At 43.8% G+C, this 26,278-nt stretch carries 22 protein-coding genes and 1 pseudogene; 14 read left to right on the forward strand and 9 right to left on the reverse strand.

Going from position 1 to position 26,278, the window contains the following annotated elements; all coding sequences use genetic code 11:
* Positions 1–208 precede the first annotated feature (208 nt).
* Both DPF93_RS14030 and DPF93_RS14035 read right to left on the reverse strand, forming a co-directional pair.
* Positions 209–1,258: a linear amide C-N hydrolase gene (locus tag DPF93_RS14030; RefSeq protein WP_114766748.1), complete on the reverse strand. Its 1,050-nt coding sequence runs from the start codon at positions 1,256–1,258 to the stop codon at positions 209–211.
* Positions 1,259–1,416: 158 nt separating this feature from the next.
* Positions 1,417–1,770, reverse strand: coding sequence for an Hpt domain-containing protein (locus DPF93_RS14035; protein ID WP_164675369.1), 354 nt, complete (start codon positions 1,768–1,770; stop codon positions 1,417–1,419).
* Between the two features lie 200 nt (positions 1,771–1,970).
* On the opposite strand from DPF93_RS14035, the gene DPF93_RS14040 reads away from it, so the two are divergent.
* The 7 genes from DPF93_RS14040 to DPF93_RS14070 all read left to right on the forward strand — a co-directional run bounded on the left by DPF93_RS14040 (position 1,971) and on the right by DPF93_RS14070 (position 13,009).
* The gene (locus DPF93_RS14040) at positions 1,971–3,854 is read left to right on the forward strand and encodes a DUF294 nucleotidyltransferase-like domain-containing protein (protein ID WP_114766750.1); all 1,884 of its coding nucleotides are present in this window, start codon (positions 1,971–1,973) and stop codon (positions 3,852–3,854) included.
* Positions 3,855–3,889: 35 nt separating this feature from the next.
* Positions 3,890–4,603 carry a 3'-5' exonuclease gene (locus DPF93_RS14045; RefSeq protein ID WP_114766751.1) on the forward strand — a complete coding sequence of 238 codons (714 nt, stop codon included), beginning with the start codon at positions 3,890–3,892 and terminating at the stop codon, positions 4,601–4,603.
* Between the two features lie 190 nt (positions 4,604–4,793).
* The gene (locus DPF93_RS14050; protein ID WP_114766752.1) at positions 4,794–6,458 is read left to right on the forward strand and encodes a BCCT family transporter; all 1,665 of its coding nucleotides are present in this window, start codon (positions 4,794–4,796) and stop codon (positions 6,456–6,458) included.
* A 351-nt stretch (positions 6,459–6,809) separates the two neighbouring features.
* Positions 6,810–7,535 carry an SDR family NAD(P)-dependent oxidoreductase gene (locus DPF93_RS14055; RefSeq protein ID WP_114766753.1) on the forward strand — a complete coding sequence of 242 codons (726 nt, stop codon included), beginning with the start codon at positions 6,810–6,812 and terminating at the stop codon, positions 7,533–7,535.
* Positions 7,536–7,659: 124 nt separating this feature from the next.
* Positions 7,660–11,199: an ATP-binding protein gene (locus DPF93_RS14060; RefSeq protein WP_114766754.1), complete on the forward strand. Its 3,540-nt coding sequence runs from the start codon at positions 7,660–7,662 to the stop codon at positions 11,197–11,199.
* Positions 11,200–11,693: 494 nt separating this feature from the next.
* A complete protein-coding gene (locus DPF93_RS14065) occupies positions 11,694–12,350 on the forward strand; it encodes a hypothetical protein (RefSeq protein WP_114766755.1) in 657 nt (218 codons plus the stop codon).
* A gap of 260 nt (positions 12,351–12,610) precedes the next feature.
* Positions 12,611–13,009 carry an NUDIX hydrolase gene (locus DPF93_RS14070; protein ID WP_114766756.1) on the forward strand — a complete coding sequence of 133 codons (399 nt, stop codon included), beginning with the start codon at positions 12,611–12,613 and terminating at the stop codon, positions 13,007–13,009.
* Between the two features lie 277 nt (positions 13,010–13,286).
* Here DPF93_RS14070 and DPF93_RS14075 read toward each other — a convergent pair whose 3' ends face one another.
* Both DPF93_RS14075 and DPF93_RS14080 read right to left on the reverse strand, forming a co-directional pair.
* Positions 13,287–14,510, reverse strand: a complete 1,224-nt coding sequence (locus DPF93_RS14075) for an HlyD family secretion protein (RefSeq protein ID WP_114766757.1) — start codon at positions 14,508–14,510, stop codon at positions 13,287–13,289.
* Positions 14,504–14,833: an MFS transporter gene (locus DPF93_RS14080; protein ID WP_114766758.1), complete on the reverse strand. Its 330-nt coding sequence runs from the start codon at positions 14,831–14,833 to the stop codon at positions 14,504–14,506. The genes DPF93_RS14075 and DPF93_RS14080 overlap by 7 nt, the downstream gene beginning before the upstream one ends.
* 107 nt (positions 14,834–14,940) lie before the next feature.
* On the opposite strand from DPF93_RS14080, the gene DPF93_RS14085 reads away from it, so the two are divergent.
* Positions 14,941–15,948 carry an AraC family transcriptional regulator gene (locus tag DPF93_RS14085; protein WP_114766759.1) on the forward strand — a complete coding sequence of 336 codons (1,008 nt, stop codon included), beginning with the start codon at positions 14,941–14,943 and terminating at the stop codon, positions 15,946–15,948.
* On the opposite strand, the gene yjeH is transcribed toward DPF93_RS14085, so the two are convergent.
* Positions 15,941–17,197, reverse strand: coding sequence for an L-methionine/branched-chain amino acid transporter (gene yjeH / locus DPF93_RS14090; protein ID WP_114766760.1), 1,257 nt, complete (start codon positions 17,195–17,197; stop codon positions 15,941–15,943). The genes DPF93_RS14085 and yjeH overlap by 8 nt on opposite strands.
* Before the next feature lie 287 nt (positions 17,198–17,484).
* Between yjeH and DPF93_RS14095 the strand changes: the two genes are divergently transcribed.
* From DPF93_RS14095 to DPF93_RS14115, 5 genes are all read left to right on the forward strand, one after another.
* Positions 17,485–17,934 carry an Lrp/AsnC family transcriptional regulator gene (locus DPF93_RS14095; RefSeq protein ID WP_114766761.1) on the forward strand — a complete coding sequence of 150 codons (450 nt, stop codon included), beginning with the start codon at positions 17,485–17,487 and terminating at the stop codon, positions 17,932–17,934.
* Positions 17,927–18,847 carry a LysR family transcriptional regulator gene (locus tag DPF93_RS14100; protein WP_114766762.1) on the forward strand — a complete coding sequence of 307 codons (921 nt, stop codon included), beginning with the start codon at positions 17,927–17,929 and terminating at the stop codon, positions 18,845–18,847. Before DPF93_RS14095 ends, DPF93_RS14100 begins: the two co-directional genes overlap by 8 nt.
* Positions 18,848–18,948: 101 nt before the next feature.
* The gene (locus DPF93_RS14105; RefSeq protein ID WP_114766763.1) at positions 18,949–19,563 is read left to right on the forward strand and encodes a LysE family translocator; all 615 of its coding nucleotides are present in this window, start codon (positions 18,949–18,951) and stop codon (positions 19,561–19,563) included.
* Between the two features lie 5 nt (positions 19,564–19,568).
* Positions 19,569–20,561, forward strand: coding sequence for a Gfo/Idh/MocA family protein (locus DPF93_RS14110; RefSeq protein ID WP_114766764.1), 993 nt, complete (start codon positions 19,569–19,571; stop codon positions 20,559–20,561).
* 14 nt (positions 20,562–20,575) lie between these two features.
* Positions 20,576–20,977 carry an OsmC family protein gene (locus DPF93_RS14115; protein WP_114766765.1) on the forward strand — a complete coding sequence of 134 codons (402 nt, stop codon included), beginning with the start codon at positions 20,576–20,578 and terminating at the stop codon, positions 20,975–20,977.
* Between the two features lie 72 nt (positions 20,978–21,049).
* Here the strand turns inward: DPF93_RS14115 and DPF93_RS14120 are convergent, their stop codons facing one another.
* Positions 21,050–21,571, reverse strand: coding sequence for a L,D-transpeptidase family protein (locus DPF93_RS14120; RefSeq protein WP_114766766.1), 522 nt, complete (start codon positions 21,569–21,571; stop codon positions 21,050–21,052).
* Between the two features lie 340 nt (positions 21,572–21,911).
* Here DPF93_RS14120 and DPF93_RS14125 point away from each other — a divergent pair, with 340 nt between their 5' ends.
* On the forward strand, positions 21,912–24,035 hold the full coding sequence (locus DPF93_RS14125) for a sensor domain-containing diguanylate cyclase (RefSeq protein ID WP_114766767.1): 2,124 nt from the start codon (positions 21,912–21,914) through the stop codon (positions 24,033–24,035).
* 24 nt (positions 24,036–24,059) lie between these two features.
* Here DPF93_RS14125 and DPF93_RS21340 read toward each other — a convergent pair whose 3' ends face one another.
* The 3 genes and pseudogenes from DPF93_RS21340 to DPF93_RS21345 all read right to left on the reverse strand — a co-directional run.
* Positions 24,060–24,227, reverse strand: a complete 168-nt coding sequence (locus DPF93_RS21340) for a hypothetical protein (RefSeq protein ID WP_164675370.1) — start codon at positions 24,225–24,227, stop codon at positions 24,060–24,062.
* A 129-nt stretch (positions 24,228–24,356) separates the two neighbouring features.
* Positions 24,357–25,982: a BatD family protein gene (locus tag DPF93_RS14130; protein WP_114766768.1), complete on the reverse strand. Its 1,626-nt coding sequence runs from the start codon at positions 25,980–25,982 to the stop codon at positions 24,357–24,359.
* Positions 25,976–26,278: pseudogene (locus tag DPF93_RS21345) on the reverse strand (hypothetical protein); the annotation flags it as partial. The gene DPF93_RS14130 and the pseudogene DPF93_RS21345, both read right to left, overlap by 7 nt.

Raw genomic sequence — 26,278 nt, forward strand, 5'->3', positions numbered from 1 at the left:
CACCCATCAAATAATTTCTATTTAAATTATTTGCTTATTAGTAATTTGAAACGCTGTGTTTTGCGAAGTGACGTTGATCTGATTTGAGGTGTCGATATGAGATGCAGAATAAGAATCATGCTGAAAGAGCACGCTAGTGTGATATGTCAGAAGTTAGCTGTGATGCAGGGAAAATTGTCTCCCTGCATCTCTTTAAGACTATCGCTCATTAGCTAAATGGGTTAGAGCACTCTCTTAATAGCGATGAAACATCACCAGCAGTGACACCGGGTACAGGCGTCGCGCATTTTTCTTGCTGGAGAAAGACGTGTTGGCAGGTAGTGATGGGTTCTTCAAAGCTTAGCCAAACCGTGTTCATTGAGGTGGTATTAGTGAGGAAATATTTGCCACCGATATGATCGGCAGTATTTGCCCAAATGGTATATGAAGCTTCATTTTCGTGGTACGGATTAAAACCAACGGGTACCGCACAACTTGCCACCAGTGAGCGCGCTTGAGTTAACGCTTCATGGTGAGACGTTGCTTTGTCGGCAAATGATAAATAATAACTGGCGCGTTCAAACCTTTGTGTTGGGCTATTTCCACCTGGGGCTGAACTGATTGGGTTTTCTGTTGATGCATTGGAGTTTAGACCCCAGATGTAGCGCCAATACGCGAGTAATGTTTGTTGTGTTGCGTAGTCAGGTTCATTGGTCGCTACACGAAAATCACGGTCGTGATAGACGACAAAATTGCCTTCTTGTATTTCTATAATGGCAGAATCACCACTGCTGTCTGAGAGTGTCAAATGAAGCAGCGAAGGCATATTGGAAGGATCTGGTAAAGGCTGAGGAACAATGTTCACTGCTTGGCTACTAAAGTACTCAGCAGCTTCGTTAACGTTTTTAAACGAATCTAAGGCGAATTGAACCCAACGATTAGCGCTTAGATATTGCCCTTCACGGGTCGGCTCAGTATATGTGCCACTTTCATCATACAAGCCATTAGCGACCAGCCCTTGATCATTGAGACCATCTACTGCCGCAAAGCCTTGAGATTTATCTCCCATTAAGCTTGAAATGCTGGAGTATTTTGACCGCCAGTTAAATATTTGCGATTCACTAATACCAATTTCTCGCGCGTAGTCTAAATCCATTCCACGACAATTGGCCCCTGCCGGAAACGTATAGAAATAGGCATTAACAGGCCAAAGCCAATCCATATTTCGCGCCGTCATCGGCGAGTCGGCTTTTAAGTTATTGAAGATTCGTGTGCACATGTCTTCCTCCTTGTATGCAACTATTTACAATAAGGCGGAGAGTGTTACGTGAATCAATATGAGCGGCTATTATCAAAAAGTATCACTTTGAGGCAGTTAACACTTCCTAGTGCATGATTCTCGAAATAGACCATATAACTCAATTGAGTTGTTACAGTTTAGATGGCTTCACTGACTAGGTAGTGCTGTACTTGTGATTGAATCGAGGCGAGCTCGCTGCTGGCTTGGTCTAGATCTTGTTGCTCTGGAGCCATGCCCTGTCTTGTCGCATGTTCAATTCTTTCTAGCGTATGAGTTACGCTATCCTCACCGATAATTTTCAGAGTGCCTTTAAGGCTATGACTAAACAAAAATAGCTCATGCCAATCTTGTGCGGCGTTCAAGGCGCTAATTTTCTTTTCGCTATCGGTGTAGTCTTCCAAATAAGTACTTAGTAGGGCGACCATAACATCATCGTCACCATCGAGCATCGCTTTGATATTGTGAAAATCCAGCATTGATTGATCCATCATTTTTGCTTCCGTTGTAGTAAAACGTAGATGCCAAATCAAGAGAGTGCAATGTTGCATATTTTTGTCTTGAGGTATCTGAGGGCTATCGCTGAGTGCTGTTTGAATTGTAGAGGAAGATTAATGGGCGAAAATCTAGTTGCTTAGCCTGCAGCATGATGATATTTATCACTAAAATATCGGTAAATCATGGAATATAAAGAATGGAAGCTGAGCAATTAGAAGTACTCAATTTCATAAGTCAACACCCTCCTTTCGATGAACTCCCTGAAGAGCGTTTACGAGAACTCGCGCTAAACGTTGAAGTGGCATACTACCGAGAAGGTAGCGACATTCTTCACTTTGGCGACACGATTCGAGATCTTTACATGGTGCGCAGTGGGGTAGTTGAGGTGTTTCGCCGTAAAGGTGAGTTGTATAACCGCATCGATGCTGGTGGTGTGTTTGGGCAAATGGGGTTGTTAATGAACAACCGGGTCCGTATGCCGGTAAAAGCGATAGCGGATACCTTAGTGTATTGCATTCCAGAGCGACTGTTTAATGAGCTGTGTGATGAGTCAGAACACTTTGCTGATTATATGGAGTTGGAAGATAGCGCTCGCTTACGTACTGCAATTTCCAATACCAAAGATGACAATGATTTCACCACGGCGAAAGCGCGTAAGATCTTAAACCGTGAGCCTGTGACATTAGAGGCGACCGCAACCATTCAAGAAGCGGCAAACCTGATGGCTGAAGAGAATGTCACCGCATTGCTAATAGTTCGCCCAGCAGAAGAGATCACCGAAGAAGATGATGACCAGCTGCTTGGTATATTGACCGATCGAGACTTGTGTATTCGAGTGATAGCGCAAGGGATCGAAACCAATATCACCGTTGACGAGGTGATGAGCACTGATGTGGTCTCGCTAGACTACAACGCGTATGTGTTTGAAGCCATGTTGACTATGCTTCGTTACAACATTCACCACTTGCCGATCCTCAAAGACAAAAAGCCAGTTGGCGTGATTGGCATGACAGATATTGTGCGTTATGAATCGCAAAGTAGCCTGCTTTTGGTAAGTTCAATCTTCCAACAAACTACGGTTGAAGATCTTGCTCAAGTTGCCGGGCAGGTTAAAGACTGTTTCGTGCGTATGGTCAGTGAAGATGCCAATGCGCATATGGTGGGGCGCGCGATGTCAGTGATCGGCAGCAGCTTTAAGCAGCGCCTTGCTGAGCTGGCTGAAATCGAATTTGGTCCCGCTCCAATTCCTTACTGCTTGGTGGCGATGGGCTCGATGGCTCGTGATGAGCAATTGATTGTCACAGACCAAGATAACGCGCTGATCTTAGATAACAGCTATGATCAAAAGGTCCATGGTGAGTATTTTGAGCAATTTGCCAAGTTTGTCTGTGATGGTTTAGCGGCCTGCGGTTACACCTACTGCACGGGCGATATTATGGCAACTAACCCAGAGTGGCGTAAAACTCGTGCTGAATGGGAAGAGTGCTTTGCCAGCTGGATTGATAACCCAAACCCAGAGCGACTGCTTAACAGCTCAATTTTCTTCGATCTGTTAGGTGTCTATGGACGAGTGAAGTGGGCTGAGCAACTAAGCAGCTTTATTGTGCGCCGAGCTAAGCGCAATAACCGCTTCCTTGCTGCGATGGCATACAATGCCATTCGCCGCACACCGCCACTAGGATTCTTTAAAGACTTCGTGATGGAAAAAGATGGTGGTCATCGTAACTCAATCAACCTTAAGCGTCGCGGCACCGCGCCGATGGCGGATTTGATCCGTGTGCATGCTCTGGCAATTGGCTCACGAGCACAAAACTCATTTGAACGCTTGGATGATATAAACAACGCTGGGATCTTACCTAAAGGTCGCGGCATGGACTTAAAAGATGCCATGGAATTGATTTACATGGTGCGTATACGTCATCAGGCTTTGGATATTGAAAATGGTGATGAGCCTGATAACAATATTGAGCCAGAGCATATGTCCGATTTTGAGCGCCGTAACTTAAAGGCTGCGTTCCAAATTTTGAGTAATGCGCAGAGCTTTATTAAGTTCCGTTACCAAAGAAGTAGCACCAAATAATGACCAAGCAGGCAAGCGAGTAACAAGGAGTTCATATGCATATTGATACTTCAGCAACACCAGACTGGTCGAAGCGCTTTGAGCAGCTAGCTCAAACGGCGAAAGATGAGCGTTTGAAGCATTTCTATTCTCAGGGGGCATTTACTGGCGATACACCTTTGCAGGATGTCGAATTTGTCGCGCTCGATTTTGAGACCACAGGACTAAACGCCGAAGAAGATGCAATTCTAACCATAGGTTTAGTGCCGTTTAAACTTGAGCGTATTTATTGCAATGGCTCGGCACATTGGGTGGTAAACCCCAATCGTGATTTAAACGAAGAGTCGGTCGTGATTCATGGCATTACCGATTCAGATGTGAAGAATGCTCCCCAACTTGAAGAGATCTTACTGCCGGTATTAAATGCCTTAGCGGGTAAAGTCGTTGTGGTCCACTACAAAAATATCGAGCGACAGTTCTTTAACCATGCGCTGCTAAATTGCATTGGTGAAGGCATCGAATTTCCGGTGGTGGACACGCTAGATATTGAATGGGCAGTGCAAAGAGAACAATGCAAAGGCTGGGTAAACTGGTTTAAACGTAAAAAGCCGGGGTCAGTTAGGCTAGGGCATTCCCGTGAAAGATATGGACTTCCAGCGTATCAGCCTCATCATGCCTTGACCGATGCCCTTGCAACGGCAGAGTTATTACAAGCACAGATTCAGCACCATTTGAGTAAAGATGCAGCATTATCGTCAATTTTGCAGTGAAAATCGTTATTTTTTGGTAAAAAGAAAGTGCATTATACGACGCTTAGGCTTATTATCTTTGCGTCTTATAAATGACTAATATACATCTAGTTTCATTAATTCTGAGTGATTGGATCAGATAAGAGCCATTTTCCTCAATAACAAGAATAATAAAACTTTATAGATGGTCACGTTTTTAAGGAGATAATTCGTGAGCACTGATAATAATGGCGGGATCCAACGTCCCGATGGAAAAGTTAACGCGATCGATACCGATTACCAAATCGGACAAGATAACGTTGCTTTAAAAGTAGGTCCTTTTGGCTTAGATATTCACAACCGTGTATTTGCTATCTCTGGTATGGCAATCGTACTGTTTGTGGTATTCACTCTTGCATTTAGACAACACGTTGAACCGTTTTTCGCTGGTCTACGTGGATGGCTAACTTCTAATTTAGACTGGTTCTTCCTCTCTGCAGGTAACATTTTTGTTCTAGTCTGTTTAATTCTGATTGTTACTCCCCTTGGTCGCGTGCGCATTGGTGGTACAGAAGCAACACCTGACTACAGCTACGCTGGTTGGTTAGCGATGTTGTTTGCTGCTGGTATGGGTATCGGTCTGGTGTTCTTTGGTGTATCAGAGCCAATGTCACATTTTAGCGCAGCGTTAAACGGTGTTAGCGTTGAAAACGGTGTGCGTACTGACTGGTCACCTCTAGGTGGCGCAGTGGGTGATACTGATGCGGCTTCTGCACTTGGTATGGCGGCTACGATTTACCACTGGGCACTGCACCCATGGTCAATCTATGCTCTGTTAGCGCTTGGTTTGGCGATTTTCTCGTTCAATAAAGGCTTACCACTAACAATGCGCTCAATCTTCTACCCACTATTTGGTGAACGAGTATGGGGCTGGGTTGGTCACGTTATTGATATTCTAGCGGTAGTGGCGACAGTGTTCGGTCTGGCGACATCTCTTGGTTACGGTGCTTCGCAAGCGGCGACAGGTCTAAACTTCCTGTTTGGCGTGCCAATGACGGACACAACACAGATCGTACTGATCGTGATCATCACAGCTCTTGCTTTGGTCTCGGTTGTGGCTGGTCTAGATAGCGGCGTTAAACGTCTATCTGAGATCAACATGGGTCTAGCGGCACTGTTGTTGCTGTTCGTGATTGTTGTTGGTCCAACTCTGGCAATCTTTACCGGTTTCTTTGAGAACATTGGCGCTTACTTAGCGAACATTCCAGCACTTTCAATGCCATTTGGTCGTGAAGATGTGAACTACTCACAAGGTTGGACTGCGTTCTACTGGGCTTGGTGGATTTCATGGTCACCATTTGTTGGTATGTTTATCGCGCGTGTATCTCGTGGTCGTTCAGTTCGTGAGTTCATCGTGTGTGTAATCTTGATCCCATCGACAGTGTGTGTACTTTGGATGACGGCTTTTGGTGGTACAGCTATCAGCCAATACGTCAATGATGGTTACCAAGCTGTATTTAATGCAGATCTACCACTGAAGTTGTTTGCGATGCTTGATGTTATGCCGCTTGCGGAAATTACCTCAATTATCGGTATTATCCTTGTGGTTGTGTTCTTCATCACTTCAGCTGACTCAGGCTCACTAGTAATTGATACTATCGCAGCTGGTGGTAAAGTGGACGCGCCAACACCGCAGCGTGTGTTCTGGTGTACGTTTGAAGGTCTAGTTGCTATCGCACTGCTACTTGGTGGTGGTCTTGCTGCTGCTCAAGCAATGGCGGTGACGACTGGTCTGCCATTTACTATCGTATTGCTAGTCGCATCAGTTTCTCTGATCAAAGGTTTGATGGATGAGCCAAGACCAAAGGCTAAAAAATCAAACAAAGCAACAGCGTAAACAGCGATAAGTTGATATAGAAAGAGCCGCATATTTGCGGCTCTTTGTGTTTCCGAGGTCAGCAAAAAGCTCGGAATTCCAGTCGGCTAGCGAAGGTTATTATTGATTTACCCTAAAAATACTACTGATATTTGTCGGTGTAAAATCAGAAATCTCGTTTGGTTTTATTTCGTTTTCAAAAATAAAATAAAGCGGATATTCCTCCCATCCTTTGCTTATTAACAAACAAAGTAATTACATTATTGTTGAAGCAATTTAGGTTCTCGTAAGGCTTTATCTGCGGGCTTTGTGCTATCTATCAACCAGATTTACCACTAAAATTAAGCAGATTTTCATAAAAGAGTTAATTCTATGTACCAAGGTAAAGTGGTTGTGGTCACTGGGGGAAGTCGAGGCATTGGTCAGCACTTAGCAAACGGCTATCTTGAGTCAGGTGCGTCTGTGGTGGTGTTGGACGTTGCTTACAGTGAAAACACTGGCGTTGACTTTTATCAGGTGGATTTAGGTGAAGAAGCGCAGATTGAATTGGTGTTTGCAGACATAAAACGTAAGTACGGCAAACTTGATGTGCTGATTAATAATGGTGCGATAGCTAACTTCAACAAACCACTTCAGCAGATGACCATTGAGGAATTTTCTCGCGTTATCGATGTTAACTTGAAGGGGGCTTTTGCCTGTGCCAAGTATTTTATTGCCCTTAATGAAGGTCAAAAATATGGTCGCATCGTTAATATCGCTTCTACACGTTGGAATCAAAATGAAGCAGGGTGGGACGCTTACGGTGCCTCCAAAGGTGGTTTAGTTTCATTGACGCAATCGATGGCAATCTCGTTATCTGATACCCCGATTACCGTTAATGCTATTAGCCCAGGTTGGATACAGGTTGAGGATTACCACTGTTTAACTGAATTCGATCACAAGCAGCATCCATCAGGCAGAGTTGGGCACGCGCAAGATATCGTCAATGCTTGCCTATTTCTAACCGCACCAGCGAATGATTTTATCAATGGTCATAACTTGGTCGTCGACGGTGGTATGAGTAAGAAGATGATTTATCAGGATAGCTTGTTGAATTAAGCCTACTATCGGCATGTGATGAGTTTGTTTTTATCGAATCGATAAAAATCATTTCCTAATCGATACTAGAGAACTGCAGATGTGACACGTTACTATATATGCGTACACTATACGGATATATATCATGCAGGCAGTTCTCGTCTTCGTCACTCTTCTCTCTACTTTCACTTTCTCAACTCTTGCTCTAGCAGCCAAAGAAGGCGATCTCCTTTCTGGGCGCGAAGAGTTGGTGATTGGCAGACAGTACGATCACCTTAACTATTTTTGGACCTCGAAACGTGGTGGCGAGGAGAACAGCACCTTTCTTGATATCGCCCAACGCTTTGCTGAAGAACAAGGCAAAGAGGTGAAAATTCACTTCTATCACGATCGAAATGACCTATTAAAAGCCCTCGTAGAGGGCGATGTTGATCTTGCAATGGGCTATGCCCAGACGAAAGATGCGACCAGTTATTTTAGCTACAGCAAACCGATTTTTAATGTCCGTAGCGTTATTTGGTTACACCGTGCTGAGCTAAGAGATAAAGATGAAAATTCACTAAGCTGGGGCTGTGTACGTGGCAGCTTCTATTGTTACGTAATGAAGGAGCGAGGTTTAACCAATATTGCATCGTTCAACAGCCATAGGGTAATGATGCAAGCCATCGCTAGTGGTGAAATAGATGCGATTTACACGGATGTGATCACCGCCGAGCAGTATCTTTCTGTGCGCACTCCCGGTGAGTGGGTTGGCGATCTTGAGTACGTTAATACGCTACCCAGCTATCCGGCATCAATTCTAACCTCGAAAGATAGACCTCAATTACACCAAGATCTTGTTGATTATGTAGAGAGCATTCAAGCATCACTTAATCGTAATCAACGCTCTCTGGTGGACGTATTGGGTCAGGAAATGATGCTAAAAGCGCTTAAGCTTGAATATGGGCATAGTACGATTCGCTACAGCTTTGAGAAGAATATGCGCCCGTTCTCTTATGAAAGTTCTGGTGAGCGAGTAGGTTACATCCATGATTTGATGTCGATGCTATCGCGTAAAAGCGGCGTGGTTTTCGAGTATGTTGCACCAAGCGATGCGACGCCGTTGGAAATGCTTAAAAATGGTGAGATTGATTTACTGCCAGGCTATGCTGAAGACACGGATTCGAGCCTTGTCTTCACCAAATCATTTGGGCAAGTTTATTGGAAATTGGTGGAGTCGAATAACAAGTCGGGCAATGATCGAGTTGCAATCCTTGATCGGTCAGATCGAATTGTCATGCGCAAAGCGGAGCAAGTTTTCGATACTTTACCTATCATCTATCAGGACTTAGACAAACTCCTTATCGATATTAAACAAGGGAAAATAGATTATGCCTATATCCCTTCTTACGTTGTCGATTTCCACGCCTATGGGAGCAATGACGACGCGTTTAATGTCGTGCTTTCCCCTACCGTAAAAAGTTTGAGTGTGGATATGGGATTTACCCTAAGCTCACAAAGCTCACTACTGCAACGCATCATGAATGATGTGCTTAAGCAGGTAAGCAGCAATGAAATTGAAATGCTGCAACTTAAGCACCATCAAGTAGTGGCGCAATATGGTTATGACAAATCAAATATTGCGGTTATCGCGTTGTCGATTCTGTCTTTGTTTTTGATTGTTGTGATTGTCATCCAACGCCGAGCGAATCGCCTGTCACAATCTCTGCTTAATGCCGATAAGCAAGTAAAAGAAAATTCTGAGCGACTGCAGTGGCTGCGAGACTTACTTGATCGCTTGCCAAGCATGATTGCCATTTATGATGAAGATGGTGCGCTGGTTATGTCTAACAAAGCGTTCAATCAGCATGGCATGGAGTGTAAGAGCTTTAAAAAAGGGCACTGTCTACTTAAAAACAAAACTTACAAGCAAGACAATATGGAACATCTCGTTTGTAAGTGTAAGTTCTCGCGTCGCTATCTACGCGTGATTGAAAACCAAATTAGTGGCATGCATGACGATGGTCGCTACAAAATGATGGTTTACGATGACTATACAGCGTTAGAGAAGCAAAAAGATGAACTCAAAGCATCGAACGAAAAGGCGCTTAGAGCGATTCATTCGAGGGACTTGTTTTTAGCGACGGTAAGCCATGAACTTCGCACGCCTATTGCGGCGATGATTGGTTTGATGGAGCTAATGAGCACTAAAGTAGAAAGCGAAGAAAATGTTGAATTACTCACCAATGCGCAATTGTCTGCGACAAGGCTAAGATTGTTAGTCAATGATATTTTGGATATTTCTAAAATTAAGGCGAATCAATTTCACTTGGATGTGCGTAATGGCAATGTGTATTCAGAGCTTGCTCCTCTGCTGCGTACCTATGAGTCTAATGCTGATGTCAAACATCTGAACTTCGTTCTAGATTGGACTCCGACTGTTTACGTCAAGGCCAAACTCGACTGGCTCCGTGTTACACAAATTATCAATAACTTGTTGAGTAACGCGGTCAAATTTACCCATCATGGCGAAGTGCGGGTGAAAGTCGAACTCAACAACTCGCAATTAGTGGTAGTGGTGAGTGATACAGGCTGTGGCATGAATCCAGATCAACTATCTAATCTGTTCACTCCATTTGCGCAAGGTGATGTGTCGATTACGCGCAAATACGGCGGTACTGGGCTTGGTATGACGATAGTAAAAAGTATCGTAGATATGATGTCAGGCACATTAGAGGTAACAAGTTCGGAGGGGGTTGGGACGTCGATGACAGTGACGTTGCCAGTCTCACAGAGCTCGGTATTTGAAATCGAAGAGATGTGTGCGTATTCAGATGATCTGCAGGTGTCAGCTTGGTTAAAGGTTTGGGGCGTTGAGAGCAAAGAGCAAACCGAAGCGATTCAAGTAAGTGGCGGATGGAAAAATATCTACCCAGATCTCATTCTAGACGCGTTGCAAAAATCGAATAATCAGCAGCTTGTTGATCCGGTGGTCCGCCAGTTTGTTGGGCATGTCCTCGTCGTCGATGATGATCCGATTAACCGCCTACTATTTAGTAAGCAGTTTGCTAAGTTAGGTATTCAGCCTGTGATAAAAAATGACGGGGTTGAAGCATATCAATACATCCAAGAACACATTGATAAGCTCAACTTAGTCATAACCGACTGTCATATGCCAAACCTTGATGGCTATGAGCTAACAAGGAAAATAAGGCAGGATCCAATCTCGACTCATTTATCGGTCGTAGGTTGTACCGCAGAAGATTCTAAAATTGTGGTAGAAAAAGCTGAAAGTGCTGGTATGTGTAGCGTGTTGTATAAGCCCTATAGCTTGGAGGAGTTGGGCGAGACGCTATCGAATTATCTAAGCCTAGAGGTTACGCCATCGACGTCTGAATCTAGTGCTGAAAACGAAGACTTTAAGTGGCTAGAAGAGCATCAACCAAGTGAACAGTTGGAGATGATGACCGTTATTTCCCAATCGCTAACCCAGGAGCTCAAGCTCATCCAACAAGGTGAGGAGTTAAAGTCAGTTGTCCATCGCTTAAAAGGTTCGGCAGCGCTATTGGAACTTCATACCCTCACTGAGCTTGCTAAAACATGGGAATCGCTACACGAGCAGCAGGTGGAGCCAGATACACAAGGGTTAATTGCTGAGTTGACGCGCCTGATTGACGTTTATCAAACTTGGCTTGATAGGCTTTGAATCGGACGATGCGATAAGCCTAGTTGATTATTGTCGGTGACAGCTAAATAACCACCGACAATCCCCTCTATCCCCAGCGCTTTTGTTAATTCAGTTTTAATCAATGGCAAAAGCGCATCAAACCATAGTCTTCAACATTGGCGTTAAGTGTTAGCGCCAAGTATTAATACAAGCGGATGACGTGAACCTACAGCGAGCAATCAGTACGATACCGCCTTGCTGGTAGACGATTAGCTACGGGCTGTGATTACTCGGCAGTTGTATTGTCACTTTGTTTATTTTCTACGCGCTAAGCAATTATCTAGATGCTTAGATTACAAGTACTTAGTCGTCAAACATTAGTTAACTGTTTCATTTATATTCCATTCATCGCTTGATCAAGCGCAAATAGCGAACTTTCTGTGCAGCAAAAGTGTCACCTAAATTTAATGCTTGCCTAAGCTTATCTGATGGAGTGGCGCTTTCTAGCGTGGGAAGTAAGAGGTTGCAGTGGAATGTTGACTAATCGCGGGCGAGAAATAGAGAGTGACGAGACGGTATCTCGCAAGACAAAAGAGGTTTTAGTTAATTGTCTTTGGCTTATTGGAGCAATGGTTTTTATTTCTCTATTTGTCAATCTATGTATTAGAGTAGATACGATGTATTTCTCTAGTCATATTGGAGAGTACTCCGTTACTGAAATTAGTCAGATTATTTTGTTGTTTATTACGACGACTGTGTTTTTTATTTTGTCGAAAAAAGATCCGAACATTCAACATGGCGCGATATTAATTTCAGGTTTTTTCTGTGCGATAACAATTCGTGAATTAGACCATTGGTTTGATCAAATTTACCATGGGTTTTGGTTATACCCAGCGCTGCTGGTGAGTGTCAGCGCGGTATTATTTGCTGTGAGAGGGCGGTGGAAAGTGCTCAATGAAATGGCACATATCATCGAGATACCGTACTTTAAACCTTTAGTCGCGAGCGTCATTCTCTTGCTAGTATTTTCTCGAATCTACGGTATGGGTGACTTTTGGCGTGAAGTTATGGGACCTAATTACTTACGAGAAGTTAAGAACATTTCTGAAGAAGGCATTGAATTGCTCAGTTACAGTCTGATTTGTTTTTGTGCTTTGAAGGTTAATCGAAATATCAAAAAAACTAACTGACTTTACGTTTTAAATACATTCTGTGAAATATTAGCAATTGGAGATAACTATATTTTAGTGGCGAAATAACTCGTTGATTTTAATCTTTTATTTTTCTGGTTAAATTAATTATTTGCTGGTTTTTGTTGCTAGCGGATTAGTATTTTGTCGGCTGAGTATAAGTTTTTACTTAAATATTTATTTACCATACGCATGTTAAGTAGTTTGACCAACGCGGAGAGTGTTGGTTACCAAACTGAAATCAAATTAAGGAGAAAGCAGTGAAACATTTGGCGATGGCAGTAGTCGTGAAGCAAGGCAAGGTGTTGGTTCAAAAACGCTACCGCGCTAACAAAGGGATGGTGACGGAATTTCCTGGTGGCAGAGTAGAGCTAGAAGAAAATGGTACTGATGCCGCGATCCGTGAACTAGCTGAAGAAACAGGTTTACGTGGCTTAGCCCATACCGCAACCTTTACGAAAGAAAATGAACTCGGTGGGCGAACTTATTTTGTAGTGCTTCGCGCAGGTGAAGGGGCAGAGCCAAAAGCGATTGATGCGGAGCGTCAGCAAGAGTTTAGTTGGCTTACTCCAGACTCGATCCCCCAAGATGATTTTTATGTCGCAGACCGAGAGTTCATTCAGCAACATCTACAGAAGTACACTTTGACCCCTGCTTAACAAACGTCTTAAAAAGAAAAGCCAATCACAACGGTGTGATTGGCTGTATTTTAGTGTGAACAAATTAGGTTCACTAACAACGTCAGTTGGCTAGGTGACCCTCGGCTTAATAAGGGTCAATGTTTATATAGCATTTTATGTGCCATGTTTTTCATACGCCAAAATGCGCATAATCTCTCTTTTTCGGCTTCAATTCCACTTTGTCTTTGCATTATGCAATTGCATTTTGCGATTTGATTTAATTTGCTATTGATAAAATATAAATTAAGCCTTGTTGTTAGATTGAATAGAAGAAGTAGAGCTGTGACTTCATTCTAATGATGATGCCGCGAATCACGTCTAAGAAAGCAAGGAAGCCAATTGGCTTTTCGGCGCTTACCCATGCAAGTCCAACGGAACCTACTGGAATATCGTAACCCTCTGGCTCATCAATTTTTAGGCGAACGAAGTGATGCTTGTTCTGTAGGTTTTTGCCAGTCGTTGCACGAACCGATTGGTCGATACCTAACAGATTACCTTGCGACTCACCAGTTGCCTCAACGATGCCCTCTACTTGCGCAGAGAAAATCTTACCCGGATATATGGATGAGGAGAACTCAGCCGCTTGTCCTGGCTTAATATTCCTCATTGCTTGGTGGTTTACACGCATCAACACATACTTTTCATCGGTGTACATTTGTAGCCTAGGCGCAAGCGAAACCCTTTGACCCTCGCGTAAGATGAAGTTAGTTACAAAGCCATCGGCTGGTGCGTAAACTTTTGTACTGTCCAAGTCCCATTGTGCTTTGGCGACATTCTGCTCGGCTTTACCAAGTTCCGTCTGTTTAGTCTCAATAGCTAGTTGTGCTTTGTTTATGGCAAGCTTGGCTTTTTCAACTTCAACTTGTTTGGTGGCAATTTGTGATTCAATCGTACTGATAGAGTGTTTGGCTTTGACGACTGTGGTACTTTGCTTTTCCATATCACTATCAGTAATCGTGTTATTTACGACCTGATTTTGCTTTTTATAGCGATTTAGTGTGTTTAGCTGCAGCGCATAGTCAGCTTGAGCTGTGGCTAATTGAGACTTACTGGTTTGCAAGTCTTGCTTAATCGATTGATAACTTGCCTTCGCGACCGCCACATCTTGAGTGGCGACTTTCAAAGCGACTTGAGCAGCATTTTGGCTCACTTGTGCTTGGCGCAGTGCAATTTGGTATTGTGTGTCATCTATTTCGTAGACCAACTGTCCTTTTTCCAACTCTTGGTTTGGCTCTATATGTATTTTTGTTACTTTGCCTTTTACGTTGGGTGAGTCAGGACGTAATTGGATGTGAGGGGATTGCACTAATGAGCCACCCGACAGATCCATTGGCGTATAATTGATAAGACCTACCCAGACAAATAGCAGCCAGCTTGTTCCGCCCAAATAAGCGAATGATTTGGTGTATTTGTTCCACGGCATGCCGATAAAGCGAAGCAAATAGATAAATAACGCCCAGATGGCTAATCCTTCTAACATGACTCTTCCTCGCGACTTTCTGTTTGATTTGAGCCATGACGCCATGTATCACGTAGGTTGATGATCGCTTTTTCCATATCAACAAATGCAAGAATGACGGCTAATACCCACACCCAGTGCCAGATAAAACCAATCCACGTTAATGCAGTAATTAACCCAATTTGATGATGGTCTTTACTGTGTGCTTTATTGATAGGTAATTCGTGAAAACGCCAAAAGCCATAAGCCGCGGCGCCAATAGTGCCTACTAGCACAAGGGTGGCAAAAACATGCAGTGCGGTGTCTGCGCCGGTACCAACAAAAGGTACGCTAACTAGACTCATGAAAGACTCCTCTCTGTAGTGATAGGCAGATTGTGATCTAGATTTGAATTTTCCGATGTGATATGACAGATTAGTTCAAAATAAAATGAATATTGATGTGATCTGTTATGGATAAGGTGAGATTTATAAGAGCGCTAGGGTTGAGGAACATTCATTTCAAAGTGATGCAAACTTATCGCTTGCCCGAGAACTCGTTTGGGATTGCAGACTCTGTTTTAGCTAATCCGATGACTCTAATCCCCCTTTCGGAAGCGAATTTTTGGTATCAACAATTGGAGGCGAAAACTGGCAATCCAGACATCATCTTGGATGTTGCTGCCGATATTCGCCCTGAAAACCTAGGCGCGATGGCAAGGTGGCTCTTCTCCGGGATTGACCTTGCATCGGCGATTCGACGTTTGAACTATGGAATAAGCAGTTTGCAGTCGGGCGCGTATTTAACTGCGTCACAGAGTGGTCCAATTATTAAATGGGCGTACCAAAATCCTTTTATATCGCCAGAGAATAAAGCGCATGATGGTGTGCGTGCGGCGATTTTTATGCTCAAGGTTATTCGACATTATGCTGGTGAAGATTTCATCCCAATGCGCGTTATGCTTCCTGGGACAAGGGAGAATCGTACCAAGTACAGCGATTACTTTGCTTGTGATATTGGCTGGAATCATTCTAAAACTGAAGTGTGGTTTTCTTCAGATTTAAGACTCGCGACCAAATCTAAATTGGTTGGTCGAAAGCAGCAATTGGCAATGAGTTTTTCTGAACTTGATGAGTTTCTCAATATGCCTGAAGCGGGCGATGAGATTAAAGTCATTTATGAAATTCTCAACTACAGCTGTCATTATGGCTTTCCAACACTTGAGCGAGTATCCAGCTTAGTGGGGTTATCAACTCAACAGTTTCAACGCCGTTTGCATGCTATAGGGATGAACTTCTCCAATATAACCGCTTATGTGCTGAGCAATATTGCCGTTGGTCTGCTTGATAAAGGTGTCAGTATCGAAGAGGTCTCGCAACGCCTTGGCTATCAAAACGTTGCGAGCTTTAATCGTATGTTCAAAAAGCAGCGGGCATTAACGCCTAAGCAGTTTGTGCAGCGTCTGGAAGAGCTCAGATAGACAGCGGTTTGGATTGCTCACTTGGTTTAATTTTGTAGATTAACAACATAAAAAGAGCGAGAGCATAAAGCATCGACCAACCGACACAGATCATCATGATAGTGCAGGTTAGCAGTGAGAGCGCGGCAAGCTTCCTCGCTCCGCCGTTTAAAAGTTTGCAGGCTGAGAGCATCGCCATGGAGTAGACTAATATAAATACGCTATTGGCGAGTTTGACAAATACTTCAAGGTCAAATTGTGAAATTTCACCAACCACACAGGCACTTAGCAGAACTAAACCAATGACGATGGTTGCATTAGCTGGTGTGCCCGTGGAGGAAAGTTTGGCTAATCGGCTGTCAGGTTTGTAGTCTCTAGCTTGTGCCCAAAGCATACGAGACAGACTTTGAGTATATAAATTAATACTGGCAAAACATGCAGCAAAGCCCAGTCCGCTAATCAGCAATTTTGCTTGCGAACCAAACAGAATATTGGACAAATAAGGGATAGAACCAGTATCAAATTGAGCTGCACCATAGGCATGATATTTGATAATAACGATAGAACATGCCCAGTATGCAGCGCCTGCAACTATGCAGCCAACCACGATGGCAATTGGGAAGTCGCGTTGTGGTGACTTAAATTCCTCACCCATATGAGCAAAGGCTTCAATACCAACAAAGCACCAAAACATCACCGAGAGCGCGCTACCGATCAAAAGTAGGTCACCAGTGCTGATCGCGGGCATGGCAATATCATTTGCATTGATATCGCCAAACCACCACAGCGCAGTGACTAAGGCAAAAATACTTAAAGCAATCACGGTTTGTATCCGCCCGGAGGTTTTTGCTCCGGACAAGTTTACCATCACCAACAGGAAAACAGTTATCGCTTGGACGATTAACGGGTGCTTAAGCTGTCCAGGTAACAGTGGTTGCAAGAATCCAGCTGCCAGCGCGACAGCCGCAGGGACTCCCACTGGGATAACGCTAAGAAAAAGCCATGCAATGCTTTTTTCTAACCGTTGATTAAACGCGAGGCGAACGAAATAAGCCGTGCCTCCGGCGTTGGGGTAATTTTTCCCTAGCACGGCAAAGGTGAGTGCTACTGGACAAATAGCAATGAGAAGTGCCGCCCATGCCCATAATGAGTGCGCTCCGGCAATACCAGCAGCGATAGCGGGCACCATAAATAGCCCTGTCCCCAATAAGGTAGTCGAGAGCTGCCCGATGCCAGACACAAGCGTGATTTCTTTTTTTAGCTGCGCCATCTTGCGTGATTAACTCCATTAATCATCGCTCAAACCATCCAGTGCCTATTACCGATGAATCGTGTCAGTTCGACAGTTTGATCTTCCATTAGTTATGTATACGAATAGATTACGCCTATTTATTGTATGGGTCATTAGGCAAAGTGTGCGATAAAGCCGTCAAAATGATGGTTTTATCTAAGAATTTAGTCACTTTGACGGGTTCAATACGTTTGCTATTTGGGTATGATGCAAAGTAAATGTATTTAGCAATCAAGTACGCCGCGTGATAGGGAAAGATAGGTAATATGGATCAGTTTGATGAAAAGATTCTTACGTTATTAAAACAGGATGCGCGCCTGTCGGTGAGTGAACTTGCCAAGCAGGTTAACTTATCTCGCTCTGCGGTAACCGCCAGAATCAAAAAGTTGGAAAAACAAGGCACGATATTGGGCTATCACGCCAACGTCGCTAGCAACGATAATGCTGTGGTGATTAAAGCCTATTTGGCATTAAAGTTCGATACATCAAGTTCTACCCACCATTGTGAGTCTTATGCCGCGCAGATCTACGAAATAGAAGGCGTTAAATGGAGCCATGCCATCAGTGGTGAAACTGATATGATGCTCTATGTTGAAGTGAGTACGATGGAGCAACTCAATAGTATTCGTAACCAGTTGCATCAGATCCCAGAGCTCCATCAGTTAACTACCCATACCGTGCTAACCGAATTTTTTAATACTTTACGCCATGGTTAATCATATTAATCTTAATTTACTGCGTTCTTTACAAGTACTGCTTGAAGAATGCCACGTGAGCCGCGCGGCAATGAGACTTCATTTAACGCAATCAGCAGTGAGTCGTCAGCTTTCTCAGTTACGAGAGCTTTGTGATGATCCGCTTTTAGTGCGTAGTGGTAACCAACTGGTGGCAACGCCTCGCGCGCTGACGCTGCTCCAGCGTGTTAATCAAGTGCTGCAACAAGCGGACGAACTTTTTAATGACGCACCGTTTGACCCCGCGACTTGGCAACAAGAGTTCGTATTTGCCTCCAGTGATTATGTTGCGCAGTTTATTGTGCCGCAGATCATCCCAATTCTTGGGCAGCAAGCGTCGATGGTTGATTTTAGCTATCGATTGTGGCAGCAAGAGTATTTACATAATATGCAACAGCTTGGTATCGACCTCGCTTCAACTATGCTGCCTGAAGCACCTAGCCATCTATCTAGTATCAAACTCGGCGAAGATAAGTCGGTCTGTTTAATGCGCAGCGATCATCCTCTAAATCAAACTAGCAGTTGGACTGCCGAGGACGTAGTTAGCTTTCCTCATTTGCGTGTGACGGGGGGAGGTGATAAAGACACTCACGCTGATATCGCTTTGCAAAAATTAGGTTTGCAGCGTCGCATTGCAGTCAAAGTGCCATTTTTTACCACCGCGGTAAAAGTGTTGGAAGAGACAGATCTTTTGATGATTGTGCCTGCTCATATTGCAAAAAACCTTGCGAAAGAGACCCATTTAGTGGCTCGCCGTCTGCCTTTTGAATGCCCAACTCATCGATACTGGTTAATGTGGCATCCGCGCTTTGATCAAGATAAAGGGCATGAGTGGATGAGGCAGCAAGTGTTGCAAGTTATGCGCATATCACCAAAATCGATTCAAATTGATTAGCAATATGATTTGGAGTCATGGCTGCTATGATTAAGTTTGATTTCAAATCATCACCTATCCAAGCTAACTTAGCGTTATCCATTTTTTCTAAGTAACTTATTATGACAGTGACAGTTTGGCTTTCTCTTTTTTTGGTGTGCTTACTTGGGGCGATGTCGCCGGGTCCTAGTTTAGCCGTGGTAGCAAAACACAGCTTGGCAGGCGGACGAGCGAACGGCTTCGCCACCGCTTGGGCACACGCTTTGGGCATTGGAATTTATGCCTTTATTACTTTGATTGGACTTGCGGTGGTTTTACAGCAATCTCCATTGCTGTTTAAGTCGATAAGTTATGCTGGGGCATTTTACTTAGCTTATCTTGGCTATAACGCGATACGTTCGAAAGGCGGCGTGGCAGCTAAACTTGAGTCTGGTGAACAAACCACATTAATGCAGTCAGCTCGAGAAGGCTTTTTGATTTCGATTCTTAGCCCTAAGATTGCCTTGTTTTTTATCGCATTGTTTAGTCAGTTTATTGCTGTTGGTAGTGACTTTGCGAGTAAGTCAGTGATCGTGCTAACGCCTCTGATTGTGGATGGCTTATGGTACACCATTATTACTTTATTGCTCTCAAGTCCTAAGCTTATTGATAAAATACGCAGTCAAGCACAGTTGATCGATAGACTTTCTGGCATCATTCTTATTTTGTTAGCTATCCGCGTTGTATACACCGTTTAAAAGTTATGATTAGACTTGCTGTTATAGGAACAAACTGGATTACCGACCAGTTTATCGAGGCTGCCCTTGCTAGTGGGCAATACCAACTCAGTGCAATTTATTCTCGTTCACTAGAGAGCGCCAAGGCATTTGCGGCAAAGTACGCCAACTTGTCACCTTTGCCAGTACTATTTGATGACTTAGCTGCTTTGGCGACCTATGCTGACGTTGATGTGGTTTATATCGCCAGTCCCAACTCATTTCATGCACCACAAGCGATGCAAATAATGAAGGCTGGTAAGCATGTTATTTGTGAAAAACCGCTAGCGGCGAATGAAACTCTCGCCAAGGAGATGTTTGCTGTTGCGGAGCAAAATGGCGTGATTTTGTATGAGGCGTTTATGTCGATGCATACGCCAAACTTCAAAGTACTGCAATCAAAGCTGGCTGAGATTGGTCCGATTACTAAAGCGTTTATTAGCTATTGTCAGTACTCATCTCGCTATCCGAAATATCTAGCGGGTGAGAACCCAAATACATTTAATCCGAATTTTGCTAATGGCTCAATAATGGATATTGGCTTCTATTGCCTTTCATCTGCGGTGGAACTGTTTGGCGAACCATCCAGCGTAGTCGCCCAAGCCCAATTACTAGACTCTGGTGTGGACGGCAGTGGCAGTGTGATGCTCAAGTATGATGGTTTTGAAGTTGTTCTACAGCACTCTAAAACCAGTGATTCTAAATTACCTAGTGAAATCCAAGGTGAGGAAGGTGTGCTGCATGTAGAAATGATTTCTACAGGGCAAAAAGTCTCACAGCAACTGCGTGGGCAGCCTTGGCAAGATTTGACCCAAGAGCAGCACCCAAACCCAATGTATTACGAAACGCTCGATTTTGCCGAGCATTTCTATAATAATCAAACCAACCCAGCTCGTACTCAGCGCTCTTTGCTGGTTGCGAAGTTGTTGACGGAGATCCGTCGTCAAACTGGTGTTGTTTTTCCACAAGATAAAGAATAAGTAGAGAAATACCAATGCAAGCAGAAGTAAAATGGATTGAGGATTTTAAGTTCCTAGGTCAGTCTCAATCTGGTCACTCTATTGTGATGGACGGCAATGGTGGTGCGACCGCGCCTAGCCCAATGGAAATGGTGTTAATGGCAGCGGGTGGTTGCAGCTCAGTGGATGTGGTTGATGGGCTTAAACAAGCAGGCAAAACAGTTCATTCCTGTGTTGCAAAGCTAACCACGGAACGCCGCGAAACGCCGCCAAGAATCTTTACTGCAGTAAATATTCACTTTGAAGTCTCAGGTGAAGAGCTAGATGAAGAAACGGTAGAGCAGGTGACCTCAGCGTCGCTAGAGAAGTACTGTTCAGTATGTCTAATGCTTGCTGAGGGTGTAAAAATGACCCATAGCTGGGAAATCGTTGCTTAGAGAGCATTTCCTCAATTGCACAAAGCCGAGATTGATTCTCGGCTTTTTTATCAATTCAAGACGCTATTGATCTTAAGGTCTGATTTCGATCGGAGTCCCAACTTTAACGAGCGATAAAAACTCGTCCATCTCTTCATTGCTGAGGGCGATGCAACCATCCGTCCAGTCAAAACTCTGCACAAATTTACTGGGTCTTCTTTCGCCGTTTTTTTGTCCATGGATCTTAATATTGCCACCAGGGTTTAGGTTCAAACGGCTTGCTTTGGCAAGGTCTTGCTCATTCGGGTAACTGATGTGAATAGAGCGGTAAAACTGCGAATCTTCCATGACATATTCCAGTTTGTAAACGCCTTCAGGTGTACGTTGATCGCCTTCATAACGTTTGTGACCTAGTGGTCTTTTTCCTAGCGCGATACGAAATTCACGCACAACCTTATCGTTATCTAGCAGGTAAAGTCGGCGTTTTGATTTATCCACCGTCACTTTGTTTACTGTAATTTCGTCCTCTATAACCTTGTCAAAAGTGAAAGGGTATTGCTCGGCAAAAGCACTGGAGGAGAAGATAAGCATCAATATCGATAGCAGCAATTTCATTTTTATTTGGTTTCGTATGTATTGTTAGTGTTCGCTCGGTGAGTGACCGCTTGTTCGCGCGCCAATCATAACTGCACAGCGAAACAATGAATAGCGGTTTGTTTGGTTGCTAGCGCTTACTGTCAAGCGGGTTTTGTCCAAGGCAATACATCAATCATAGTTGAGTGTAGAGAAATAGAAATAAGATCAAAAAGATGTCGTACCAATCAGGTCTTGTTCACCAAGCGAAAAGGAAGTGCGAGTGAGTTAACAGCATGTCCTTAATTTCATTTGATTGCATATGCTTAAATGATAATTTTGCACTGATAGTTGGTAAAAGTTAACCATAGTTAAGGTAAGCATGTTCGCTCGGTCATTACTCAAAGAGATTATGTCAGCTAGGAATCATAAGTTACTAGCCAACGCCATGTTTGATCACCTCGAGAAGCTGATTGAAGCAGAGTCGATCTCGATCTTTACTGATCAAGAGCTCCGTGGCGGACAACAATCAATTTATCAACGAGGAGAGCCTAGCCAACCTTCAGCAATGCCGGATTGCTTTTGGTCATGGGCGGCGCAGTTTGATACCAGCGATGGCTTACTGCCGCTCTCTATCGCTTCTCATGAAATTGAAGCGCTCGCGAAAGAAGGCTTCTCAAGCTATATCTTTGTCTTGGATAACAATAGCAATACTCGAACCTACCTTTTTATTGAACAAGTCGACTCCTACCATGTTACCAAAGCCAGTGAAGATAACTCCTTAGACATAATGCAAGTTGTTGCTTCAAGGTGGCAGTGCTTACGTGCGGAATTGGAGGCGAGTCGTGAATACCGTCAGCGAGATATTAAAGAAGCCAAATACCTTGATGTGATTCAGCAGCGCGAACAATTTATTGAAGACATGAAATTGGTGCAGAAGATCGCTGTTGATATATCTAATCCTGAAACATTAGATGAATTGCATCGCTTTGCGGTTGAGGCTATTCGAGAGTTGCTTGGCTTCGACCGAGCGGCGTTTATGTTGCTTGATATTAAAAAGCGTTGTTTTAGCGGAACTTATGGCACTGATGAAGATGGGAAAACCAACGACATTCATCACACACAATATGATCTTCACCAGCTTGAGGAAGAGTATGTCAACGCGCTTTTTGAGGGGCAAGATAGCTTAGTTGTGCTTGAGGATGCCCCTTTATACAACGACGGTTCGGTTATTGGTCAGGGTTGGAATGGTATGCTGATCCTGCGTGATGGAGAGGAAACAATTGGTTGGATCGCTTTAGATAACTATATCAATCGCGCATCGATTACTTCTTACCAAAAACAGATGCTGGAGTCTTTTGGGTCACTGCTAGCACAAATCTATATCCGTAAGCGACAAGAACAAAACGTTAGAATGCTGCATGCCAGTATGGTCGAATTATCGCGCTGCATGACCGTTCGGGATGTATGTAAATCGGCAGTGACTTTTGGGATCAAACGCTTGGGGATTGATCGCATAGCGGTATTCTTAACCGATGAAAACTGCTCTTATATGCAAGGCACTTGGGGGACTGACATTCATGGTAATGTCGTCGATGAGTCCTATTATCGCAGTGAGTTAGTTGATCGAACCATTGTAAATAACGCTCGTTCCAACCCCAATGAAGTGGTGTTTGAAGAATCTGTCCCTATTTACCATGACTTCCATATTGTTGGCTTTGGATGGACAGCGATGACCATGCTAACCAGCAGTAGTGGTGAACCAGTAGCCTTTATCGCAGCAGACAACTTAATTCGCCGCTCTCCCCTGACTCATCAACTGCGAGAAATGATCCGCATGTTTGCCTCAAACTTAACCGAGGTTTTGATGCGAACGCGCGCGCAAGAAGCGGTGCATGAATTAAACGAAACCCTTGAAATGGAAGTGAAGGCACGAACTAGAGAGTTGCAACAAGCTAACGAACAGCTCGAAATCATGGCTCGTATGGATCCGCTTACTCGCTTAGGTAATCGGCGAATGCTTGAATCTGTGCTGGAAAGAGTCTGTTTAAGCGCTGAGGCAGGCGAGGAGACTTTTGCTCTTATCTTAGTGGATATCGATCACTTTGGGCTTTACAACAATTGCTACGGGCATATGCAAGGTGATATTGCTTTGATGCGAGTCGGCAGCATACTAAAAGCGCGAGCGGATGTTTCAAATGAAGTCTTTTGTCGTATCGGCGGGGAAGAGTTTGCGCTATTGCTAGTTAACCAGCCTTATCAAGCTGTTGCTGAAATGGCAGAGAAAATCCGCGCCAGCATCGAAGAAGAAGGTATTGCACACCAAGACAATGAATCTAGAGGAGTGTTAACGGTTTCGGTTGGTTACACTGTCACTAAGCTTGAACGGCAAGCTTTCAATTTTGATACCCTCTATCATCAAGCTGACCAAGCGCTCTACCGTGCTAAAGCGAATGGTCGAAATCAAATTGCGAGTTATACCCAAGAAGTTGAGCTATTAAAATAAAATCAGCAGCCAGAGGCTGCTGATTTAAGGAAAGATAGAAAAAATATCGCTCGCGGTATAACCATATTGCTTTAAGACCTCAATAGCCTCTTTTCTGCTATCTGCGGTCACTTTAAGCTCCACGATTTTTTCGCCATCAAAATAGAGTATTCGATAATAATTGTCTAATTGCTCTTTTTTAACTGCAGACATGCCACTCCCCATAGAATTACCGCTAATGATAATCCTCTTAATTATAGAAGGATACTCGCATAAGCGGCAAAGCTTCGCCGATTATTAAATAATATGCAAAAATTATTCCCTTTAAGGCATGCTATATGATTAAAGTTTCGGCAAATTACCCGTATTTGATGCAGTAACGCGCAATTTATTCAGTTGTTTGATCATCGAAATTAATTCGCTCTTATCGCATGATTGATCTTTGCCACTATATTGAGCAGCAATCATTGCCTGTATGGCGGTAACGATCCGAGTTTGCAGAGCGGCGTCTTTGCCTGCTTGGCTAACGAGCCAAGTTTTGAGTAAATACTGGGCTTTAACCATATCTTCAGTTTTAATCGCGCTAATAAGCTGCTGAGTAGTATCAACTGCGTTTGCTTGTTTGAGTGACTCATTTGGTTGAGAAAGTCGCGACTTAATATGCCAAATAAAAGTAATTAGCCAAAGTGAAGCGAAGAGGGCTGTGAAGTAAGGCCAATAACCCGCGTCTTTAATCACTTGTGGTGGGGTGTTAGTGGTAAACGTTGCCTGACTAGGCACTAAGTTATCAGTAGGCTGCACATCAATATCGAGACCTTTCACTTGGCTTAGTTGCTCATTCCCTGTAGCTGTGTTGAACCAATTGACTGAAATAGCAGGCAAACTTGCCACGCCTTGTTGCTGAGCGATTAATACTTGCTGAATAGTCATTTGTGTCTGACCATCTTGCAACTGTTTGAACTGCGGCTTTTCGGAGTACTGACGCACGGCTTGTGGATAGTCAGTAATGATCTGCGGGAAGTTCTCTGCATCGACACCAGCAATGGTCAGTGTAATTTGGCGCGTGATCGAATCGCCCAATTTAACCGAAAGTTGTTGAGTGTCGTTAGCTAATACTTTGCCTTCAGAATCAAGCCAACTTTGGCTTAGTTGCAGCTGTGGAGTAGGCAACCAAAATTCGCCGCTTTTACTTGGGCGCGGTTTTACTTCAACATTCAGTTGCTCCGGGGCAATTTGAACGGGAAGCAATTTAGTGGTGCCACTTCGATTATTGCCAAATACAAATGTGGCACTAAATCCAACGCTGTTGAGGTTTTTATTGCCCGCCGCTTGAGCAGTAACATTGAAGCTTTGGTCAATGATCGTTGCTTCAACGCCATTGATGACGGTTTGGTATTGGTTTGGTTGCCCGATTTGCTTGATGGAAAAATCAGCACCGGATGGTGGGGTGATTTTGACATTTTGTAAACGACGCGGGTCTGATTTAATAATCAAACGCGTTTTTAATTGCGTCATTTCGTTTGGATAAAGGACCTCTTTCGCCAACTGGCTTTGGACTTCAACTAATTCGTTGGCTTGTGGAAGATCTTTGTCTTGCGAGACAAGAATGTTGATCGGTTGAGACTGAGCTCCTTCCACGGTAAAAGCTGGAATGGTTAGCGTGCCGAGCTTTTTAGCTTTGAGCGCAATTGTCCATTCACTGCGACTGCTACGTTTACCGTTTATATAGTTAAGAGAGCTGCCAAAGCTTGGCTGACCAAGGAAAAAGGAATCTTCTAGGCGAGTAAAGTCGAGACTGTCTGAGTCTACTTTGGCATCATAGGTTAGCCTTAGCTGAAACACTTCTGCTTGCGTCACTTTATTGCTCGACACCGTCGCGGTTAGGTTTGCGGCGCTTGCTGTGAAGCTGAGCAGCAAACTGCTAATTACGGTGAGAATAACGAGAGTTCGATATCTAAAATTTACCATTGCTTACTCGACTCTTTAGGTGGATTCTTTTGCTGCGCTTGAAGTAGCAATTGTGCTCGCAGTAACTGACTTGGGTCACGTGCAAGTTCAACTTGTTCGAGCTTTTTAAATTCAGCATCTTGAGTTGCTTGATTGGTGCTGTTTACTCCAGCATTGACTTGCTTTTCAGCCGCGTCACTCGATTTTTCATTACTTGCATTGAAAGTGTTCGAAAGTTGTTGACCTTCTGTCGCATTGGTCTTGTCGTCACCCTGCTGACCCTGCTGACCCTGCTGACCCTGCTGACCCTGCTGACC

It is taken from the genome of Vibrio rhodolitus (genome assembly GCF_003350325.1).
Classification (GTDB): Bacteria; Pseudomonadota; Gammaproteobacteria; order Enterobacterales; family Vibrionaceae; genus Vibrio; species Vibrio rhodolitus.

Bases quoted from the DNA above. Each gene is read 5' to 3' on its own strand.
- DPF93_RS14110 (WP_114766764.1), top strand. From the start codon at position 19,569: ATGATTAGACTTGCTGTTATAGGAACAAACTGGATTACCGACCAGTTT.
- DPF93_RS14105 (WP_114766763.1), top strand. From the start codon at position 18,949: ATGACAGTGACAGTTTGGCTTTCTCTTTTTTTGGTGTGCTTACTTGGG.
- DPF93_RS14060 (WP_114766754.1), top strand. From the start codon at position 7,660: ATGCAGGCAGTTCTCGTCTTCGTCACTCTTCTCTCTACTTTCACTTTC.
- DPF93_RS14035 (WP_164675369.1), bottom strand. From the start codon at position 1,770: ATGATGGATCAATCAATGCTGGATTTTCACAATATCAAAGCGATGCTC.
- DPF93_RS14120 (WP_114766766.1), bottom strand. From the start codon at position 21,571: ATGAAATTGCTGCTATCGATATTGATGCTTATCTTCTCCTCCAGTGCT.
- DPF93_RS14095 (WP_114766761.1), top strand. From the start codon at position 17,485: ATGGATCAGTTTGATGAAAAGATTCTTACGTTATTAAAACAGGATGCG.
- DPF93_RS14085 (WP_114766759.1), top strand. From the start codon at position 14,941: ATGGATAAGGTGAGATTTATAAGAGCGCTAGGGTTGAGGAACATTCAT.
- yjeH (WP_114766760.1), bottom strand. From the start codon at position 17,197: ATGGCGCAGCTAAAAAAAGAAATCACGCTTGTGTCTGGCATCGGGCAG.
- DPF93_RS14080 (WP_114766758.1), bottom strand. From the start codon at position 14,833: ATGAGTCTAGTTAGCGTACCTTTTGTTGGTACCGGCGCAGACACCGCA.
- DPF93_RS14030 (WP_114766748.1), bottom strand. From the start codon at position 1,258: ATGTGCACACGAATCTTCAATAACTTAAAAGCCGACTCGCCGATGACG.
- DPF93_RS14100 (WP_114766762.1), top strand. From the start codon at position 17,927: ATGGTTAATCATATTAATCTTAATTTACTGCGTTCTTTACAAGTACTG.
- DPF93_RS14055 (WP_114766753.1), top strand. From the start codon at position 6,810: ATGTACCAAGGTAAAGTGGTTGTGGTCACTGGGGGAAGTCGAGGCATT.
- DPF93_RS14040 (WP_114766750.1), top strand. From the start codon at position 1,971: ATGGAAGCTGAGCAATTAGAAGTACTCAATTTCATAAGTCAACACCCT.
- DPF93_RS14130 (WP_114766768.1), bottom strand. From the start codon at position 25,982: ATGGTAAATTTTAGATATCGAACTCTCGTTATTCTCACCGTAATTAGC.
- DPF93_RS14045 (WP_114766751.1), top strand. From the start codon at position 3,890: ATGCATATTGATACTTCAGCAACACCAGACTGGTCGAAGCGCTTTGAG.
- DPF93_RS14075 (WP_114766757.1), bottom strand. From the start codon at position 14,510: ATGTTAGAAGGATTAGCCATCTGGGCGTTATTTATCTATTTGCTTCGC.
- DPF93_RS21340 (WP_164675370.1), bottom strand. From the start codon at position 24,227: ATGTCTGCAGTTAAAAAAGAGCAATTAGACAATTATTATCGAATACTC.
- DPF93_RS14125 (WP_114766767.1), top strand. From the start codon at position 21,912: ATGTTCGCTCGGTCATTACTCAAAGAGATTATGTCAGCTAGGAATCAT.
- DPF93_RS14115 (WP_114766765.1), top strand. From the start codon at position 20,576: ATGCAAGCAGAAGTAAAATGGATTGAGGATTTTAAGTTCCTAGGTCAG.
- DPF93_RS14065 (WP_114766755.1), top strand. From the start codon at position 11,694: ATGTTGACTAATCGCGGGCGAGAAATAGAGAGTGACGAGACGGTATCT.